Raw genomic sequence first — 16,375 nt, 5'->3', positions numbered from 1 at the left:
AGTGCCCGCCCTCCAGTTGGAGCATGACCGCCGCGCGCAAGGCGTGGTCCGCGCTGGTGACGACGTAGGCTGGCTGGATCTTCGGGTCCTTATTCGCCATGTCGAGTCCGTTCCATCATGCAGAATTTTGGGTTCTGCTGGTGCCACGCGACCCAATGTAAGCCATATGACGACGACCCACAGTCCGGTCCGGCTCCAGGCGGTATCCGCACCCGACCAACCGGACGTGACCCCGGCTCTCGAGCGGCTCTACCGCGGCTTCGAGCAGGAGCTCCTGGTGCCGCTGTGGACCGAGATCGGTGACCTCATGCCGGTGCACCCGCGCCCGCGAGCGACGGCACACTTGTGGCGGTGGGAGAGCCTGCTTCGTCTCGCCGCCCAGGCTGGCGAGATCGTGCCGGTCGGCCGCGGTGGAGAGCGACGCGCGATCGCATTGGCCAACCCGACACTCGGCGGCCGCCCGTTCGCAACCGCCACGCTTTGGGCGGCGATCCAGTACCTCATGCCGGACGAGGACGCCCCTGAGCACCGCCATACTCAGAACGCGTTCCGCTTCGTCGTCGAGGGCTCGGGCGTGTGGACCGTGGTCGGTGGGGACCCAGTGCCGATGAACCGCGGCGATTTCCTCCCCCAGGCTGGCTGGAACTGGCATGCGCACCACAACGCCACCAGCGAGCCGATGGCCTGGATCGACGGCCTCGATATCCCCTTCCAGTACCTCACCGAAGCGCAGTTCTTCGAGTTCGGCCGTGACGAGATCTCCGTCAAGGAGCGGATCACGCCTGAGCGGTCGCGGTCCGAGCGCCTCTGGGGACATCCCGGCCTGCGGCCGGTCGCCGTTCGCGTCGACGCTCCGGGATCGCCCCTCTTGTCGTACAAGTGGCAGCACACCGACGCTGCGCTCAAAGACCAGTTGCTCTTGGAGAAGGCGGGCTACGCCGGCACCGTCGAGCCAGGTCATGCGGCCGTGCGCTACTCCAACCCGCACGACGGCAGCGACGTCCTGCCCACCATCCGCGCCGAGTTCCACCGGATCGCCCGCGGTACGCAGACCGCTCCGGTCCGCGAAACCGGATCATCGGTCTACCAAGTCTTCGACGGCTCCGGCACGGTCACTGTCGGTGACAGCACTTGGTCAGTCACGCGCGGCGACCTCTTCGTCGTGCCGTCGTGGCAGGCATGCTCCGCCCGCTCCGAGGCTGGCTCGACCGATTCCGATTCCGGCGCGCTCGACCTGTTCCGCTTCTCCGACGCGCCCATCTTCGAGGCACTCCGACTCCACCGCACGCACAAGGACGTCTGACATGAAGCTTGCCACGATCCGCACCGAGTCCGGCACCCGTGCCGTCAAGCTAGAGGGCGGCACGCTCGTCGACCTCGGCTACGACGACCTCGGCCCCTACCTCGCTGCAGGCAGTCCCGATCCGGTCGCGGACGCCCCGACCTTTGCCTCAGAGGATGCGGACTTCGCGCCAGTCATCGTGCAGCCGTCGAAGGTGATCTGCGTCGGCCACAACTACGGCAACCACATCCAAGAGATGGGGCGCGAACTGCCGATCTACCCGACACTTTTCCCGAAGTTCGCCGAGACGCTGATCGGCGCGAACGATCCCATCGTCAAGCCCGCCGAGACGGACGCGCTTGATTGGGAGGTGGAGCTGGTAGTGGTGATCGGCAGACGAGTACGCCGGGCGACCGAAAGTGAGGCGGCCGATGCAATCGCCGGATTCACCGTCATGAACGACATCTCGGTTCGCGACTGGCAGTTCCGGACCGTCGAGTGGACCCAAGGCAAGATCTGGGAAGCGTCGACGCCGGTGGGCCCGTGGCTGGTGACTCCCGACGAGGTCGGCGGCGTGCGCCCCGCCTTGCGCGTCTCGACGACGGTAGACGGCAAGATCATGCAAGACGACGACACCGGAACCCTGCTCTTCGATCCGGTCGCCCTGGTGCAGTACGTCTCCACCGTGATCACGCTCAATCCGGGCGACTTGATTGCGACGGGTACGCCTGCCGGTGTCGGGCACGCTCGCGACCCTCAGACCTACCTCGTCGGAGGCGAGACCGTCGTGGCCGAGATCGCCGGCATCGGTGCGTGCACCAACCAGGTCGTCACGGATTCTTGATGCGGACCCTTCATGACTCGCTGACCTGGGTCGACAGCGGAACCGCGACGCTGAACGCAGCCGTCGCGTCGCTCGGCGACGCGTCGATGTCGGAGCCGAGTCGGTTACCGGGTTGGACCCGCAAGCACGTCATCGCGCACGTCGCAGCCAATGCCGATGCTCTCGGCAACCTCGTCCATTGGGCCCGAACCGGTCAGCGGACCCCGATGTACTCCTCCCCTGACCAGCGCGGTGCTGACATCGAGGCGGGATCTCGATTGCCCGCTGAGGAGCTGAAGCGGCGGCTGGCCCGTTCCGCGGAGGCGCTCGCTACGGCGATGAGCAAGCTAGACGAAGAGGATTGGTCAGCCGAGGTCTTGACTGCCCAAGGTCGCGCCGTTGCGGCGACCGAGATCCCGTGGCTGCGGGCTCGCGAGGTGTGCGTCCACGCGATCGATCTAGGCACAGGGGTGACCTTTGCCGATCTCGCCGAGGAGTTCCTCGCTGCGCTTGTCGAGGACATCGTTGCGAAGAGGGGACTGCCTTTCGTCCCGGTGGGCCCGCTGCCCGACATCGCGGGCTACCTAGCCGGCCGTCCCCATGGGCTGACCGACGTTCCTGACCTCGGACCGTGGCTCTGAGAGACAATGGCGGAGCATCGACAGATCGGGCTGGGCGATGCAGAGCTTTACGAACGAGGCTGGGGTGGGGCGCACAGCCAGGTCCCGGCTCGCGGCTCTCACGTCAGCGAAAGCTCCTCCACGTCACCACCCACGAGGCGCCACCCGTCGAGACGACTTGTGGCGCTCGTGGCTTGCTGAGGGGACAGGGAGCGCTCAGACCTCGGAGTTTGCTCCCCGCGCGTCGCTGAAGATCACACGCAAGGCGGCGGCCACCTCATTCGGGTGGGTGATGTTCGGCGAGTGCGGTCCTTCCATCTGGTGGAACGCCACATTCGGTGCTACCGCCTGCACATGGCGTGGCCAGTCGGGTTCCACCAGCTGGTCCTGCCTGGTCGTGATCACGGAGATCGGGACGGTCGCGTCGGCGAGACGCGCGGGATAGTCGTCGTGGACGGCAGTCGGCGCTGCGTCCGGATGCTTCAGCCTGGGCGACACCATGGCCGCGTAGTGGCCTGGGATGAGGGAGTTCTCGTAGCGTCGGTCGATGTGGTCGTCGAGACCGGAGGTGGTGTTGGTCAACACCTCCACGACACGAGCGATGTAGTTGCGGCCCGGTTCCAGGTCGGCGAGCAACTGCTTGGCCAGGTCGACCCGCCACGGTCCGCCCGTGCCGGCCACGCTCGTGGCGCTCGCCATCGGCCACGCCGAACCCAACGCCGCTCGCAGCGCCAACGACCCACCGAACGAGGTGCCCACCACATGCGCCGGACCATTCAGGTCCAGCTGCTCAAGAAGACCCGCGATGTGACGCAGCCGGTGCTCGTAGGGTGATCGGCCGAACATGACGACCTTGTCTGTCTGTCCGAACCCGGGAAGGTCGGGTGCCACGACACGGTGGTCCGCTGCTAGATCTGAGATGACATCCCCCCACGACAGCATCGCGTCGGCGCCCCAAGCTCCGTCGTGAAGGAGGAGGACCGGCGTAGCAGTCGGATCGCCGGCCGCATAGCAACTCGTACGTATGCCACCGACATCGACGAAGCCATGCTCGACGTCGGACACGCGCGCCGACGCTGTCATCGTTCCACCCCGCGAGCGGCGCGAGGCGCCCCCGACCCTGGACTCTGTTGATGGCCCTCGCTACTAGATCCCGATTGAGTCGAGAACATGTAGTGCTCCGGGCGGACGTCGTGGGTCATCTCCCAGTAGTCCACGACGGTGAGTGGCCAGTTCTGCGACACGCGTCCCGACGCGCTCTTGTACCAGCTGTTGACCCCCGAGGCACCCCACGCCATGAGCGCGTTCGCCTCGTCGATGCGCTGGTTGTAGGCCTCGAACACGGCGGGCGCCACCTCCATGGCCTGGGCGCCCCGCTCCGTGAGCATCCGCAGGCACCCGATGATGTATTCGGTGCCCAGCTCCGAGAACAGGACGATGCTGCCGTTGACGACCAGGTTCGTGTTAGGCCCGTACAGGCAGAACAGGTTGGGGAACCCGGGGATGGTGACCCCGAGGTAGGCCCGGACATCGGTGCCTCCCGCCTCGCGAAGTTCGACCCCGCCACGACCCACCACGGTCATCGGGCTGAGGAACTCAGAGGCCCGGAATCCTGTGCCGAGCACGATGACGTCGGCCTCGTGCAGCGCGCCGTCCGTCGTACGGACCCCGTTCGCCTCGATCCGGTCGATCCGCTCCACGACCAGGTCGACGTCGTCGCGCTTGAGCGTGCGAGCCCAGGTGCCGTCATCGCGCAACATCCTTTTCGCGCCGGGCGGGTAGTCCGGAATCACGTGGGGAAGCAGGTCGGGACGGTCGGCGAACTGCTCGTGGAGGTAGCCCTCCAGCGCGAGCCTCAGCTCTTCGTTCTGCGCCGACACCGACACCGGCGACTCCCAGGCCGGATCGACGGTGACGTAGTGCCGACGGCCCTCCACGGTCATCCAGAACTGCTGGAAGCGGTACCAGCGGTGGTAGTGCGGCACGTTCTGCAACAGCCACCCAAGGCCCTGGGGGATGGCGGTCTGGTAGTCGGGCGCAGGAAGCATCCACGGCGGGGTGCGCTGCAGGACGGTGGTGTGGCTTGCAGATTCGGCGAGGTGAGGGATCGCCTGAAAAGCACTGGCCCCGGTGCCGATCACGACGACGCGCTTATCAGTGAAGTCCACCGACGAGTCCCACCGTGCGGTGTGCACGACGGGACCGTCGAAGCCGTCGAGTCCTTCGATGCCGGGGATGTTGGGCTGGTTGAGCTGGCCCACCGCGCTGACGACGATGTCGGACTCGATGGTCTCCGTCGTGCCGTTCGCTCGCGTGGTGACCGCCCATGTGCCGGCTTGCTCGTCATACTCCAGTCGGTTCACCTCGGTGTTGAACCGGACGACCTGACGCAGGTCGAGATCGTTCGCCACCCGCTGGAAGTACCTGAGGATCGCTGGCCCGGGCGAGTACTGCTGGGGCCAGTCAGCCACCTGGGCGAACGAATAGCTGTACCCGAAATTGGTGGTGTCGAGCCGACACCCGGGGTAGACGTTCTCCAACCAGGTGCCACCGACGTCGTCGTTCTTCTCGAAGACCACCACGTCCGCGCCGATCTGCCGCAGCCGGTGTGCCATGACCATGCCCGACATTCCGGCACCGATCACCGCGGCCCGCAGTTTCGCGCCAGGACGTGTGTCGTGGACGTTCCATTGCGGCTCCCCCGCGTCGCGAGGAAGACCGAGCTCGTGTGCCATCAGCGGCACGTAACTGTCATCGACCGGGCCAGTGACGAAGGTCAGCAGCTCCCGCAGCACCGACGGAGCTGTCAGATCCAGCGGAGTCACTTCTGTGTCGCGCAGCCGCCGCAACGTGTGAAGGATGCGGCGCCGCGCCTCCTTCTGGGCTTCGACCGACATGCCGCCCTGCATCGGGACCAGGGCACCGAGCGGCCCGCCAGTAGGACGTACCGACCCCTCGAGGAGGCTCAGATCACCGGTGGCGTGCGCAAGTGCGCACAACAACGCTGGCAGCTCCGCCTCCTCGAGCGCGGTTTGAAGGAACTCGTCACTCGCCTCCGCCAGAGTCGCGGGCGGAGGATTCAGTACGGCGGTCAATTCAGAATCTCTTTCTGGAATGAGTGGGCGGCGCTGTTTCAGACAGACGAACGTTGCTAACCGCGATGGACGACCCAGGGGGCCTCAGATGTTGTGGTTGACGTGGTCGCCGTCTTCGGAATCGCCCCTATCACCTCATCTCGACCATGGCTGTCCGACCGTCTCGGCGTTCATCACCACTTCTCTTGCTGTGCGCATTGCGCACGTTCTGTGTGTATGTAAAACTGGACGTTATAAAGCAGACGACCCGCCGTCAAGACATCTGAGGGAGCAAACGCACTTGGGGGACCGACGAACACTCGTGCAGTCGGTGGTGAGGGCCAACGAGGTGCTGGACGGCCTCAGAGCCCAACCGCCGCAGACCCCCCGTGAGATCAGCCTTCGAGTAGGCATCGAGCGCACCGTCGTCTATCGACTGCTGCGGACTCTGGAGGCGTGCGGGATGGTGATCGAGAGCGAAGGGCGCTGGAGGCTCGGCGCGGGCACGCTCGACCTCGCGATGTCGTACCTGGATTCGTCCGCCTTCGCCAATACCGCACCGGCGTTCGCCATGGACCTGCACCGGCGCATTGCCGTCGGTCATCCGTGGCTGGTCTCTCTGGCTGTGCCCGTCACCGATCACATCGTTCTAATCGACAGGTTCTGGACCCAGGACTCGCCGCTGAACTCGATGACGGCGATCGGCGCGCGGATACCCTTCGATACCAGCGCCACCGGGCTTGCCATGCTTGCACGCATGGGCCGGGACGAGGGATGTGAGCGGATCGGCGAAGATCGCTACGCCGCAGTCGAAGAGCGTCTGGATAGCATTCGCGACGCCGGTTATGTTGCTCTCATTCGCGATAGCCTCGGCCCCGGGGTCAGTGCCATCGCTTCGCCCGTGTCGGATCGCTCTGGAACGGTCGTCGGCGCCGTCAACATCTCCGGGCTACGTCTAGAAGAGCAGCTCGACCCAGCATCTGACGTCGCACGCGAGGTCGGACGAACCGCCACAAGCATCACCGGCTCGCTGCAGTAACCCCCACTGGGCTGTACGACTCCTGTGAGGTTGACCCCATCTGGTGGACATCTTGATGGCTCGGGTCCTGTGGCCTGGGCGGTGGAGGATGTCCTTGTGGGATCACGACGGAAGACGTACACGGCTGCGTACCGGCGCGAGGCTGCGCGGTTGGTGATCGATACGGATCGGCCGATCGCTCATGTCGCGGCCGAGATCGGTGTCGGTTCGCAGTTGCTGGGCAGGTGGGTCGCTGTGGAGCGGGCCCGGATGGATGACCCGCCGACGGCGGTTGATGCCGATCCTCAGGCCGAGTTGGCCCGGCTGCGAGTCGAGGTCGCCGAGCTGCGTCGGGATCGGGAGTTCCTGAAAAAGGCAGCAGCCTTCTTCGCGTCGGAGAACCAGACCCAGTGAGCAAGTACGAGCTCATCGAGGCGGAAAAGACGAACTATCCGATCACCCGCATGATCGACCTCCTCGGCGTTGCCCGGTCCGCCTACTACAAGTGGGCCCGGCGGGTCGCGGTCGGGCCCACCGCCAGGCAGGCCCGTCAGGTCGATCTGACGACCAAGATCATCGATGCTCACGGCGAGTCGAACGGGGTCTACGGGGCACCACGGATTCTGGCCGACCCACGCGAGGCCGGCGAGGTCGTGAGCGTCAAGACTGTCGCGAAGCTCATGCGAGGAGCCGGTGTGGCGGGCATCAGTCCCGCGACGTGGCATCTCGTCACGACCACCAGCGACGGCGCCGTGCACACCATCGCCGACCTCGTCGGGCGAGTCTTCGACCGTGGTGGCCTCGACCAGGTCTGGACCTCCGACATCACCTACCTACGCACCGGGGAGGGGTGGCTGTACCTGTGCGCGGTGCGCGATGGCTGCTCGCGACGGGTGCTGGGCTGGGCGATCGCCGAGACCCTGCACACCGACGTCGTCGAGAGAGCCCTCCGTCGTGCTGGCACGATGCGTGGACACGACGTGGACGGGGTCATCTTCCATGCTGATCGCGGCAGCCAGTACACCTCGGACCAACTCGCCCAAGCCGCTGAGGAGGTCGGCGCCCGGGTATCGATGGGACGCACCGGCGTGTGCTGGGACAGCGCCCAGATCGAGTCGTTCTGGTCCACGCTGAAACACGAGTACTACAACCGCCACACTTCGCGACCAAGCACGAAGCCCACCACGGCGTGGGCCGCTGGATCGAGGAGACATACAACCGTCGAAGGCGCCATTCATCGATCGAGATGATCAGTCCCGTAGCCTTCGAAGAGCCCAACACCCCGGCGGCAGAAGCCGCCTAAACCGGTGTCCACCGATCGGGGTCAACCTCAAGACGCTGAACGCCCTCAAGGTTTTTGGTCTGCCACCCTCGCGATCGACGTCGCTATGGCTCGGCCGCCGGGTCGCGGCCTGCTGCCTCGACGCGCTGTGCGGCGAGATGGGGCGGACGGGACCCACCGTTGAGCGGCTTACGCGTGAGCTGCGAGACCGCTTGACTGAGCGGCTTGGCGCCGCCCGTCTTCAGGCGCTACCGGTCAGTTGTAGTCCTGACATCTGCGTCAGGCGGTCACGTCATGCCGCGCCGCTCGAGAGCCGAAGACGGCTACAGTCACCGCTCGGGCGCGTCCCCTCGACTTGGTGGAGAACAAGCCGACGAGGGGGTCGGCCGGTAACGAGGTGTGGTTCGATCTCAACCGCGACTGACGGTCCCTGGGCTGGCCGGTCGACCTGTCCGGAGCTTGTGCCAGCCGAGAAGGACACGCTTCTGCGTCTTACAGGGACAGGTCGGAATAGCCGGAGCCGGGCAGGTCGAACAGGACGATGCGGTTGTCGTTCTCGAATGCGGGCGCTACGTGGCGCCACATGTGCTGACCGCAGCCGAAGCCGTGCACAAACACGATGGGGTCCGCGTCGACCGGGCCGCGGACGGTCACGCTCAGACGGCTAGCGAGGTCCATGTGCGCAGGCTGTCGGTGACGGCGGTCGGCGTCGCTGGCCTATCGCCAGAAGATCCACCACAGGACGGGCAGCGCACTGAGCGGCACGGCAAGGACGCCGGTGACCCAGTCGCGGGTGGTGGCGACGCCCCAGTCAGAAACTGGCTGACGCTCGGCGACGGCGGCATCCTCAATGGAGAGCACGCGGCGACCGGGAGCACACAGGAGGGGGAGGCCGGTATCGCCGGGATCGCCGACGACCTCGGCGACGGCGAGCGGCTCGCCCTCGTTCGAGACGTTCGACGAGCGGGTGCCCCAGGAGGTGTTTCGCTGGGTCACCATCGCCCAATAGATCTGCCAGCTGATGACAGCCGAGTAGACGAACGCGTACGCGATGCCGCCCCACCAGTGCGGGCTCCGTTTCACACCGGCGTATAGCAGGCCGTAGAGCACCGCAACGACCTGGAGGCCGATCATGTAGAGCCAGGGCGAGCCGCCCCAGAAGAGCGGGCGCAGCACGATCGAGTGGAGCGCGACGAGCGGGCCGAGGAGCTGGAAGGCGACGCTGGCATAGACGCCGAGCGAGGCGACGAGCGGCCACCGCCAGGCGAAGCGGACGACGTAGAGCGTCTCACGTAGCCACGACTTCTTCCACCGCAGCTGCTGACGCAGGAATGCCCGCCACCGGTCGGGGACGAGCGTCGCGCTGACCGCGGTCGACTGGTAACGCACCTCGCGGCGGCGGCGCAGCAGTGCGTTGGTGAGCGCGCGGTCGTCGCCGAAGGTGGCCTCCTGGCCGAGGAAGCGCTGGTTCTCCCATTCGGGGAGCACCTCGAGCAGGTCGGAGCGGCGGTACGCCGAGAAGCAGCCGGACGCGCAGGTGACCGCGCCGTACCGCGATTCGGCGGCCTTGATGACTCGGAACGCAGCGAAGTAGCGGACCTGCTGGAGCCGGGTGAGCAGGTTGGTGCCGGGGTTCTGGACATCGGCGTGGCCGGTGACCCCGCCGACTCGGCCGGTCGGGTCACCGAGAAACGGCTTGACCAGCTCGCGCAGCGCCTGCGACTCGAGGACAGAGTCGGAGTCGACGAAGACGACCAGGTCGGCCCGGTCGGAGGCCCTGACGGCGGCGGCCATCGCGGCCCGCTTGCCGCGATTGCGGGAGAACCTGATGCCGTCCATCAGCGGGTGCCGGACGCCACTGGCGACGATCCGCTCCCAGGTGCCGTCGCTGGACCCGTCGTCGACGACGACCACGCGCAGCTTTTCGGCGGGGTAGTCGACCCGGAAGAGCGCGTCGATGGTGTCCTCGACGTGCGCCTCCTCGTTGAACGCCGGCACGGCGATGACGAGCGTCGGCAGTAGCTCGTCGGGCACGGTCGTCGTGTCGGGGCGGTAGCGCGAGGCGACCACGATGCGGGTGAGCAGGTACGCGGCGAACAGGTAGCCGTAGACCTGGAGCACCACGTTGGCGGCCAGCGCGTCGTCGACCTTCAGCGACAGCACGAAGACCAGCAGCGCGGCGGCGTACGCGACGACGGTGACCCGCCAGAGCAGGTGGCCCCAGTGGATCCCGCGCGGGGCGGCGGGCGTCGGCGAGGACGGCGCTACGAGCTCCGGCTCGAGCAGCGAGGTCACGACAGGCTCCCGTCCTGGAGGGCGTCGATGGCCCAGATGTCCTGGTCCTCGCGGCCGAGGCGCCAGAACCCGAACCGCCAGCCCTCGGCCGCGGCCAGGGCCGCGCGGCGCTTGATGGTACGGACGTCGACGTACCAGAGGACCCGCTGGGCACCGGGCCGGACCGGGTCAGGCGCGGTCAGGACGTTTTCGGCGGACGCCTCGTCGAAGGCCTGCGCCGTGAACTTCGTAGGGTCGACGTCGCGGTGTTCCCACGTTGCGGCATAGCGGGTGATGCAGATCCAGTCGATGACCAGGACACCCTCCCCGGGCAGACCGTCGTACGACGTCCGGGCGCGGGCCGCGCGGGCTGAGTCGGCACAGGTCGGGGCCGCCGGGAAGGCGGTCCCAGGCCAGCTGATCCGGTCGGCGCGAAGCACGTACTCAGACCAGTCCATCGCGTAGAGGTTGGTCCCGAGGGTCAGCTTGGCCCTCAGGTCGGGCCGGTCCTCGAAGAGGTCGGCGTAGTAGTCGGTGACCGCCTCGAGCCAGCGGACGTCGGCGACCGGGCCGGAGTCGCTGGTGGCCCAGTGCAGGCCCCATGCCATCACCCAGAGCTCGTCGACGACCTCACCGAGGCGGGCGTAGTCGAAGAGGTACGCGCGGCCGCGCCGGGTGCTCGTGGACGCGGAGTCGGTGCAGTAGAGGACCTCGCGGGTGGCAGGGTCGGTGCGCGTGCACCAGTTGGGCGAGACGGCGACGGAGACCAGCCCGCCCCCGGCGTGCACGAGCGCGGCCACCTCCTCCACGAAGACGGTGTAGCCGTAACGCAGCCGGTCCCAGCGCTGGGCCTGGGTCAGGCCGCCGGTGCCGGTAGGCGGCATGGTCATCTCGAGGTCGAGGTTGGCGCCGTCGTACCCGCCGGCGGCGACGACGGCCGCGATCTGCCGGGCGCCGTACGAGCGGGCGACGGGGTCGGTGACCAGGGCCTCGATGGCGGCGGTGTCCTCGGTGTGGAAGCGCGGGAGCACCAGCACGCCGCGGTCCTGGAACCAGGTGGTGAGCGTGGGCCGCCCGGTGCCGATGACGTCGCCGGCGGCGGTCATGGTGAAGAAGGTCGGGAAGACCCGGTCCAGCTGCTCGTAGTGCTGCTGCGCGTCGGCGAAGGAGTCGTCGTCGCTGGTGAGCACGTAGGCCCGAACATCCCCGGTGGCCTGCGGCGGTGCGGTGGTCGAGGCTCGCAGGACGACCGGCTTCGAGCGGTTGCCGGCGCGGTCGCGCGCCCGGACGGAGAAGGAGTACGCCGTGCTCGGGCGCAGGTTGCGGGCGACGTACGACCGCCCGGTCGCGCCCCCGAGGAGGACGCCGTCGCGGTAGACGAGGTAGCCGGTGACGCCGACCTTGTCTTTGGCCGCCGGCCAGGTCAGCGAAACGGTGGTGCTGGTGCGGGCCGCGGGGGTCAACCGGGCGGGCGTGGACGGTCTGGTCCGGTCGAGGCAGGCAGGGGTGCGCAGTTTGGCGCCCGGCGAGGGCGTCGAGCGCCGGCCGCGGCCGTCGACGGCGACGGCGGTGACGTAGTAGGTGCGGCCGCACCGGAGCGGCACCCTCACCCGGGAGGTGCGACGGCTGCGGTGGACCGTCTTGCCGTCGGCTCGGATCCGGTAGCTGACCCGGCCGACGCCAGTGGAGCGGCCGAAGTCGACGACCGCACCATCCTGGGTGACCGCCGCGACCGTGAGGGGACCGGGGCGGCTGGGCGCTGCCGGCCGCGGGGCCGCGGCCGCCGGATTGGTGAGTCCGGCGACCGCGACGGCCGCGGCGACCAGGCAGGTGATCATGCGGGATGCCTTCGACACGAACGTGCTCCTGGGTGGGCGGGGCGGTGTCGGGTCAGCGCTTGCGGGCGGGCTTGACGGTCACGGCGTACTTGATCGCCTTGCTGCTGGAGACGCCGTCGGTGCCCTTGAGGCTGAAGGTGTCCTTGCCGCGGTAGCCCTTGTCGGCCACGTAGAACCAGGCCTTGCCCCTGCGGACCAGGTCTCCGTGCTTCGGGGCGGCGGCCACGACCACGGAGACCGCGTCGCGGTCGGCGTCGCGGCAGGTGATCTTGACCGGGCTCTTCGCCTTTGCTTTCGCTGCCAGCTTGCCGCCGCCCTTGCAGGTCGGGATGGCGTTGGTGACCTTCACGGTGAAGCGGGCCGGGACGGCTGCCTCGAGGCCGTCGGTGGCGGCGACGGTGAAGGTGTCGGAGCCGACGTACCCGGTGGCGGGCTTGTAGGTCAGCTTGGTGCCCTGGAGTGTGACGGTGCCGTGCTGGGCCGCGGCCACGACGGAGTGGGCGAGCGCATCGCCGTCGGCGTCGGTGCACGTGGCGACGAGAATCTTCGCGCGGTCGTGAACCGTCGAGCCGGAGACGCTGGTGCAGGTCGGGCGGGCGTTGGTCACCGTGACGGCGACGTTCACCTCGCTCGAGAGCAGGCCGCCGTCGCCGGCGCGCAAGCTGAAGGTGTCGGCGCCGATGTAGCCGGCGGCCGGCGTGTAGACGACCTTGCCGTCCGCGATGCTGACGGTGCCGTGTGAGGCGCCGGTGGTGCCGGTCGTCACGGTCAGCGCGTCGCCATCGGCGTCGATGCACTCGATCGGGACCACGACCGCGTCGTCGTGGACGACGGCGATCGGGGCGACGGCGGCGCAGGTCGGACGCTCGTTCTCGAACGTGATGACGGCGGTGGTCGGGGCGCTCTCGCCCAGACCGTCGACACCCTTGAAGGTGAAGGTGTCAGTGCCGTGGGCACCGGCCACCGGCCGGTAGCTCACGGCACCGGTGGCCGCGTCGACGGTGAAGGCCTGCGCCTTGGCGGGCTGGGTCAGCACCACGTAGGAGTCGACGGCGTTGCCCTCGGCGTCCTCGCAGCTCAGGTCGAACGTGGTCGTCTGGTTGCGGGAAGCATCGACGTGCGCACTGGCACAGACGACGGGATACGACGGGCTGGCCGCCAGGGCGGGCGCGACCGCAGTGAGCGTGCCGAGGACGGACGCGGTGGCGGCGACGCCGAGGGCGACACGGCGGGTCGGGAAGGAAGTCATGGGTTGTGGTCTCCTGTGAAGGGGTCGTCCCCCGTGCTATCGGCCCGGCCCGCCGGGGACCTGAGAAATGTTCACGATCCGTTTCCAGATCCGCATTTCGCTCAACCGGGCGTCGGGCCGACCGATGCAGCACTCATGTCGCAGACCCAGGAGCGTCCAGCCGCCGGCGCCACCCTCCCGACCGCAGCCGCGTCGACCGACACGCTGACCCTCGGCGTGGTCGGTCTCGGCTACGTCGGCCTGCCCACCGCCGTGGCGTTCGTCGCCGGCGGCGGCCGCGTCATCGGGTACGACGTGAGCGAGCCCCGCCGTACCGCGATCGCGCACGGCGAGGTCGACCTGCTCCCCCGCGACCTGGACCGGCTGGCCGGTCTCCAGGGCGATGACCGGTTCGTCGTCACCGGCGACGCGGACCGGCTCGCCGAGGCCGACGCGATCATCGTCTGCGTGCCGACCCCGGTAGACCACCACCTGACCCCCGACCTGACCGCGCTTAGCTCGGCCTGCCAGGCCGTCGTCGAGCGCGCCCGTCCCGGCCAGCTGCTCGTGCTCACGTCGACGACGTACGTCGGCACCACCCGCGACCTGCTCGACGGCCCGCTGCGCGCCCGTGGCCTGGAGCCGGGCGTCGACGTCTTCGTGGCGTTCTCGCCCGAGCGGATCGACCCCGCCAATGTGGACTTCCCGGTCGAGGCGACCCCGCGGGTCGTCGGCGGCCTCACCCCCGCCTGCACCCGCCGCGCGGCAGAGGTGCTGCGCCGCACCGCCCCGCTGGTGCACCAGGTGTCCTCGCCCGAGGCAGCGGAGATGGCCAAGCTCCACGAGAACACCTTCCGCGCCGTCAACATCGCCTACGTCAACGAGGTGGCCGACGTCTGCCAGCGCCTCGGCCTCGACGTCACCGAGGTGATCGGCGCCGCGGCGACCAAGCCGTACGGCTTCATGAGGTTCACCCCCGGCCCCGGCGTCGGCGGCCACTGCATCCCGTGCGACCCGCACTACCTACTCTGGCAGTTGCGCGCCGACCGCACCGAGGCGCCCGTCGTGGACGCCACCATGCGCGCGATCGCGGCCCGCCCCGGCCGCATCGTGCAGCGCGCCCGCGACGTCCTCGCCGAGGCCGGCACCGCCCTCGCCGGCGCCCGGGTTCTCGTCTTCGGCGTCTCCTATAAGCCCGGCGTTGCGGACATTCGCGAGTCGCCCGCGCTCGAGATCATCGACCGGCTCCGCCGCAGCGGCGCCGAGGTGTCGTATGCCGACCCCTACGTCAAGGCGATCAGCAGCGACGTGATCGCGGTCGACGACGGCGTCCTTATCAGCACCGACCAACCGTGGCGCCGCGCCTGGGACCTCGTCATCGCACACACCCTGCATCCTGGCGAGGACACCCACTGGCTGGCCCACGCCGGCCTTGTCCTCGACGCGACCTACCAGCTCCCAGCCGGGGTCGGCACCCGCGTCTAGATGGACCGCCAGCGACAGGATTGCCCCGCAGAGTCGGACAGTCGTCGTCGATGTGGTGACTCCGACGTCGCACCTGCAGATCGCGAGCCCCCGGTCCTGACCGAGGTCCGAGCATGACCTCGCTCTCCGCGCGTTCGCGGGTCTGTGGAAAGGCGAGGCGGCTGGGGTCCAAGTCGGGGACATCGACTTCGCGCCGCGTCGTCTCACCGTGTCGCGCCAACTGCAGCGAGACGGCTCGACCTTCGTTGCCCGACTGCCGAAGTACGGCTCGGAGCGTATCGTGCACCTGCCCGACGAGCTCGTCACGATGCTGCGTTCGCACATCGAGAGGTTCCTGCCCGATGATCCGCCGTCCGACGCCTGGCTGTTCACCGTCGGCGACGGGCCGATGTACGACAATGACATCGATTGGCGGTGGCGAGCCACGCGGACGTCATCCGGGCTGCCGCACGTGCGACTTCACGACCTGCGGCACTTCTACGCCTCGGGGCTCATCGCCGCCGGGTGTGACGTCGTGACGGTCCAGCGGGCGGCGCTCGGGCACTCGTCCGCGACGACCACGCTAAACACCTACAGCCATCTGTGACCGACGGAAGAGGACCGGACTCGCGCGGCAGCCGGCGACCTGATGCAGCAGGCGGTCAGGTCACTCGTCGTCGCGGTCGAGGATGGCGCTGGCGATCTCTGATGGAAACAGAGTCGACCAGATGACCTCGCCTGGCCCGGGGTTCATTCCGGCGACGGCCGAAGGCTCGGCCTGCCAGTCGTCTCGGTCCACGCCGGGGACGCAGTCCAGCAGCAGCGCGATGATCTGCGGGTCGGGAACGCCCTCGGCGACGATGGCGAGATACGCCTCGTGGCCGTTGCTGGCCCGCACGAGCGCCATGATCCGATGGGTGCGGAACTCGGCGACGGCGGTGTGTCCGGTCTTGAGCGAGGTCGCGATCAGACCGATGACCATCCGCTTCATGGCGCGCCGCCAGGCCACGGCCTGCTCTGCGCTCAAGCGCTTCCAGTCCCAGTCACCGGGGAGCAAGTGATCCGTGGTGACCGACTTGCCAGACGTGCACTCGCGCTTCAGCGCGGCACAGAAGTCGCGCTGAGGGCTGTCGTCCTGCCGCCGACCTGCAGCGCCGATCCACCAAGCGCCCCGGGTCGGAGGTGTCCAGTCGGGGACCTCACTGGAACCGAGCTCGGTGGCAGCTGCTCGGTGGTCCGAGGTCTTGACCTTGAACCAGACGCGGTCAGACAGCGAAACCACGCGCTCGGCACCGCCGGCGTCCCTCTGCTCGGGCAGCGATTGCGCGCTGACGATGACCGGGTGCGCGATCTCGTTGAGCGGCAGACCGAGATCCGGCAGGTCGACGCCGAGATCGCCGATGCAGCGCTTGGTCGGGCGCACGCTGATCGGATCCGAGGCCATGCTCCGAATCTAGTGGCCAGGTCCGACG

Annotated in this window: 15 protein-coding genes; 8 read left to right on the top strand and 7 right to left on the bottom strand. The window is 68.3% G+C overall.

Annotation, left to right across the window (positions count from 1 at the left end; translation table 11 throughout):
* Position 1 precedes the first annotated feature (1 nt).
* Genes ABEA33_RS01560 through ABEA33_RS01550 form a run of 3 tightly spaced genes read left to right on the top strand, consistent with a single transcriptional unit; the run spans position 2 to position 2,746 of the window.
* Positions 2–1,303: a cupin domain-containing protein gene (locus ABEA33_RS01560; protein ID WP_425577288.1), complete on the top strand. Its 1,302-nt coding sequence runs from the start codon at positions 2–4 to the stop codon at positions 1,301–1,303.
* Position 1,304: 1 nt separating this feature from the next.
* Positions 1,305–2,126: a fumarylacetoacetate hydrolase family protein gene (locus tag ABEA33_RS01555; RefSeq protein WP_345524767.1), complete on the top strand. Its 822-nt coding sequence runs from the start codon at positions 1,305–1,307 to the stop codon at positions 2,124–2,126.
* Positions 2,126–2,746, top strand: coding sequence for a maleylpyruvate isomerase family mycothiol-dependent enzyme (locus ABEA33_RS01550; RefSeq protein ID WP_345524766.1), 621 nt, complete (start codon positions 2,126–2,128; stop codon positions 2,744–2,746). Before ABEA33_RS01555 ends, ABEA33_RS01550 begins: the two co-directional genes overlap by 1 nt.
* A 195-nt stretch (positions 2,747–2,941) precedes the next feature.
* Here ABEA33_RS01550 and ABEA33_RS01545 read toward each other — a convergent pair whose 3' ends face one another.
* Together ABEA33_RS01545 and ABEA33_RS01540 are read right to left on the bottom strand one after the other, a co-directional pair.
* Complete coding sequence (locus ABEA33_RS01545) at positions 2,942–3,790, bottom strand: alpha/beta fold hydrolase (protein ID WP_345524765.1); 849 nt, start codon at positions 3,788–3,790, stop codon at positions 2,942–2,944.
* A 14-nt stretch (positions 3,791–3,804) separates the two neighbouring features.
* The gene (locus ABEA33_RS01540; protein ID WP_345524764.1) at positions 3,805–5,622 is read right to left on the bottom strand and encodes a flavin-containing monooxygenase; all 1,818 of its coding nucleotides are present in this window, start codon (positions 5,620–5,622) and stop codon (positions 3,805–3,807) included.
* A 499-nt stretch (positions 5,623–6,121) separates the two neighbouring features.
* Between ABEA33_RS01540 and ABEA33_RS01535 the strand changes: the two genes are divergently transcribed.
* The 3 genes from ABEA33_RS01535 to ABEA33_RS01525 are packed head-to-tail and all read left to right on the top strand — an operon-like array spanning position 6,122 to position 8,067.
* Positions 6,122–6,838 carry an IclR family transcriptional regulator gene (locus ABEA33_RS01535; protein WP_345524763.1) on the top strand — a complete coding sequence of 239 codons (717 nt, stop codon included), beginning with the start codon at positions 6,122–6,124 and terminating at the stop codon, positions 6,836–6,838.
* Positions 6,839–6,862: 24 nt separating this feature from the next.
* Positions 6,863–7,231 (top strand): transposase, encoded by a 369-nt coding sequence (locus tag ABEA33_RS01530; RefSeq protein WP_345524762.1) that lies wholly within the window; start codon positions 6,863–6,865, stop codon positions 7,229–7,231.
* On the top strand, positions 7,228–8,067 hold the full coding sequence (locus ABEA33_RS01525; protein WP_345524761.1) for an IS3 family transposase: 840 nt from the start codon (positions 7,228–7,230) through the stop codon (positions 8,065–8,067). The genes ABEA33_RS01530 and ABEA33_RS01525 overlap by 4 nt, the downstream gene beginning before the upstream one ends.
* A 524-nt stretch (positions 8,068–8,591) precedes the next feature.
* On the opposite strand, the gene ABEA33_RS01520 is transcribed toward ABEA33_RS01525, so the two are convergent.
* Genes ABEA33_RS01520 through ABEA33_RS01505 form a run of 4 tightly spaced genes read right to left on the bottom strand, consistent with a single transcriptional unit; the run spans position 8,592 to position 13,460 of the window.
* Positions 8,592–8,777, bottom strand: a complete 186-nt coding sequence (locus ABEA33_RS01520) for an alpha/beta fold hydrolase (RefSeq protein WP_345524760.1) — start codon at positions 8,775–8,777, stop codon at positions 8,592–8,594.
* A gap of 39 nt (positions 8,778–8,816) precedes the next feature.
* Complete coding sequence (locus ABEA33_RS01515; protein WP_345524759.1) at positions 8,817–10,394, bottom strand: glycosyltransferase family 2 protein; 1,578 nt, start codon at positions 10,392–10,394, stop codon at positions 8,817–8,819.
* The gene (locus ABEA33_RS01510; protein WP_345524758.1) at positions 10,391–12,229 is read right to left on the bottom strand and encodes a fibronectin type III domain-containing protein; all 1,839 of its coding nucleotides are present in this window, start codon (positions 12,227–12,229) and stop codon (positions 10,391–10,393) included. The genes ABEA33_RS01515 and ABEA33_RS01510 overlap by 4 nt, the downstream gene beginning before the upstream one ends.
* A gap of 34 nt (positions 12,230–12,263) precedes the next feature.
* Positions 12,264–13,460, bottom strand: a complete 1,197-nt coding sequence (locus ABEA33_RS01505; RefSeq protein ID WP_345524757.1) for an Ig-like domain-containing protein — start codon at positions 13,458–13,460, stop codon at positions 12,264–12,266.
* A gap of 135 nt (positions 13,461–13,595) precedes the next feature.
* Here ABEA33_RS01505 and ABEA33_RS01500 point away from each other — a divergent pair, with 135 nt between their 5' ends.
* The gene (locus tag ABEA33_RS01500) at positions 13,596–14,924 is read left to right on the top strand and encodes a nucleotide sugar dehydrogenase (RefSeq protein ID WP_345524755.1); all 1,329 of its coding nucleotides are present in this window, start codon (positions 13,596–13,598) and stop codon (positions 14,922–14,924) included.
* A 142-nt stretch (positions 14,925–15,066) separates the two neighbouring features.
* A complete protein-coding gene (locus ABEA33_RS01495; protein WP_345524929.1) occupies positions 15,067–15,510 on the top strand; it encodes a site-specific integrase in 444 nt (147 codons plus the stop codon).
* 60 nt (positions 15,511–15,570) lie between these two features.
* Here ABEA33_RS01495 and ABEA33_RS01490 read toward each other — a convergent pair whose 3' ends face one another.
* Positions 15,571–16,347 (bottom strand): hypothetical protein, encoded by a 777-nt coding sequence (locus ABEA33_RS01490; protein WP_345524753.1) that lies wholly within the window; start codon positions 16,345–16,347, stop codon positions 15,571–15,573.
* Positions 16,348–16,375 lie beyond the last annotated feature (28 nt).

Origin of the sequence: Nocardioides endophyticus, from assembly GCF_039543845.1 — a bacterium.
In the GTDB taxonomy this organism is placed as follows: Bacteria; Actinomycetota; Actinomycetes; order Propionibacteriales; family Nocardioidaceae; genus Nocardioides; species Nocardioides endophyticus.
Note: the sequence above shows the minus strand (reverse complement) of the source record. Positions and strands in the feature narration are given on the sequence as shown.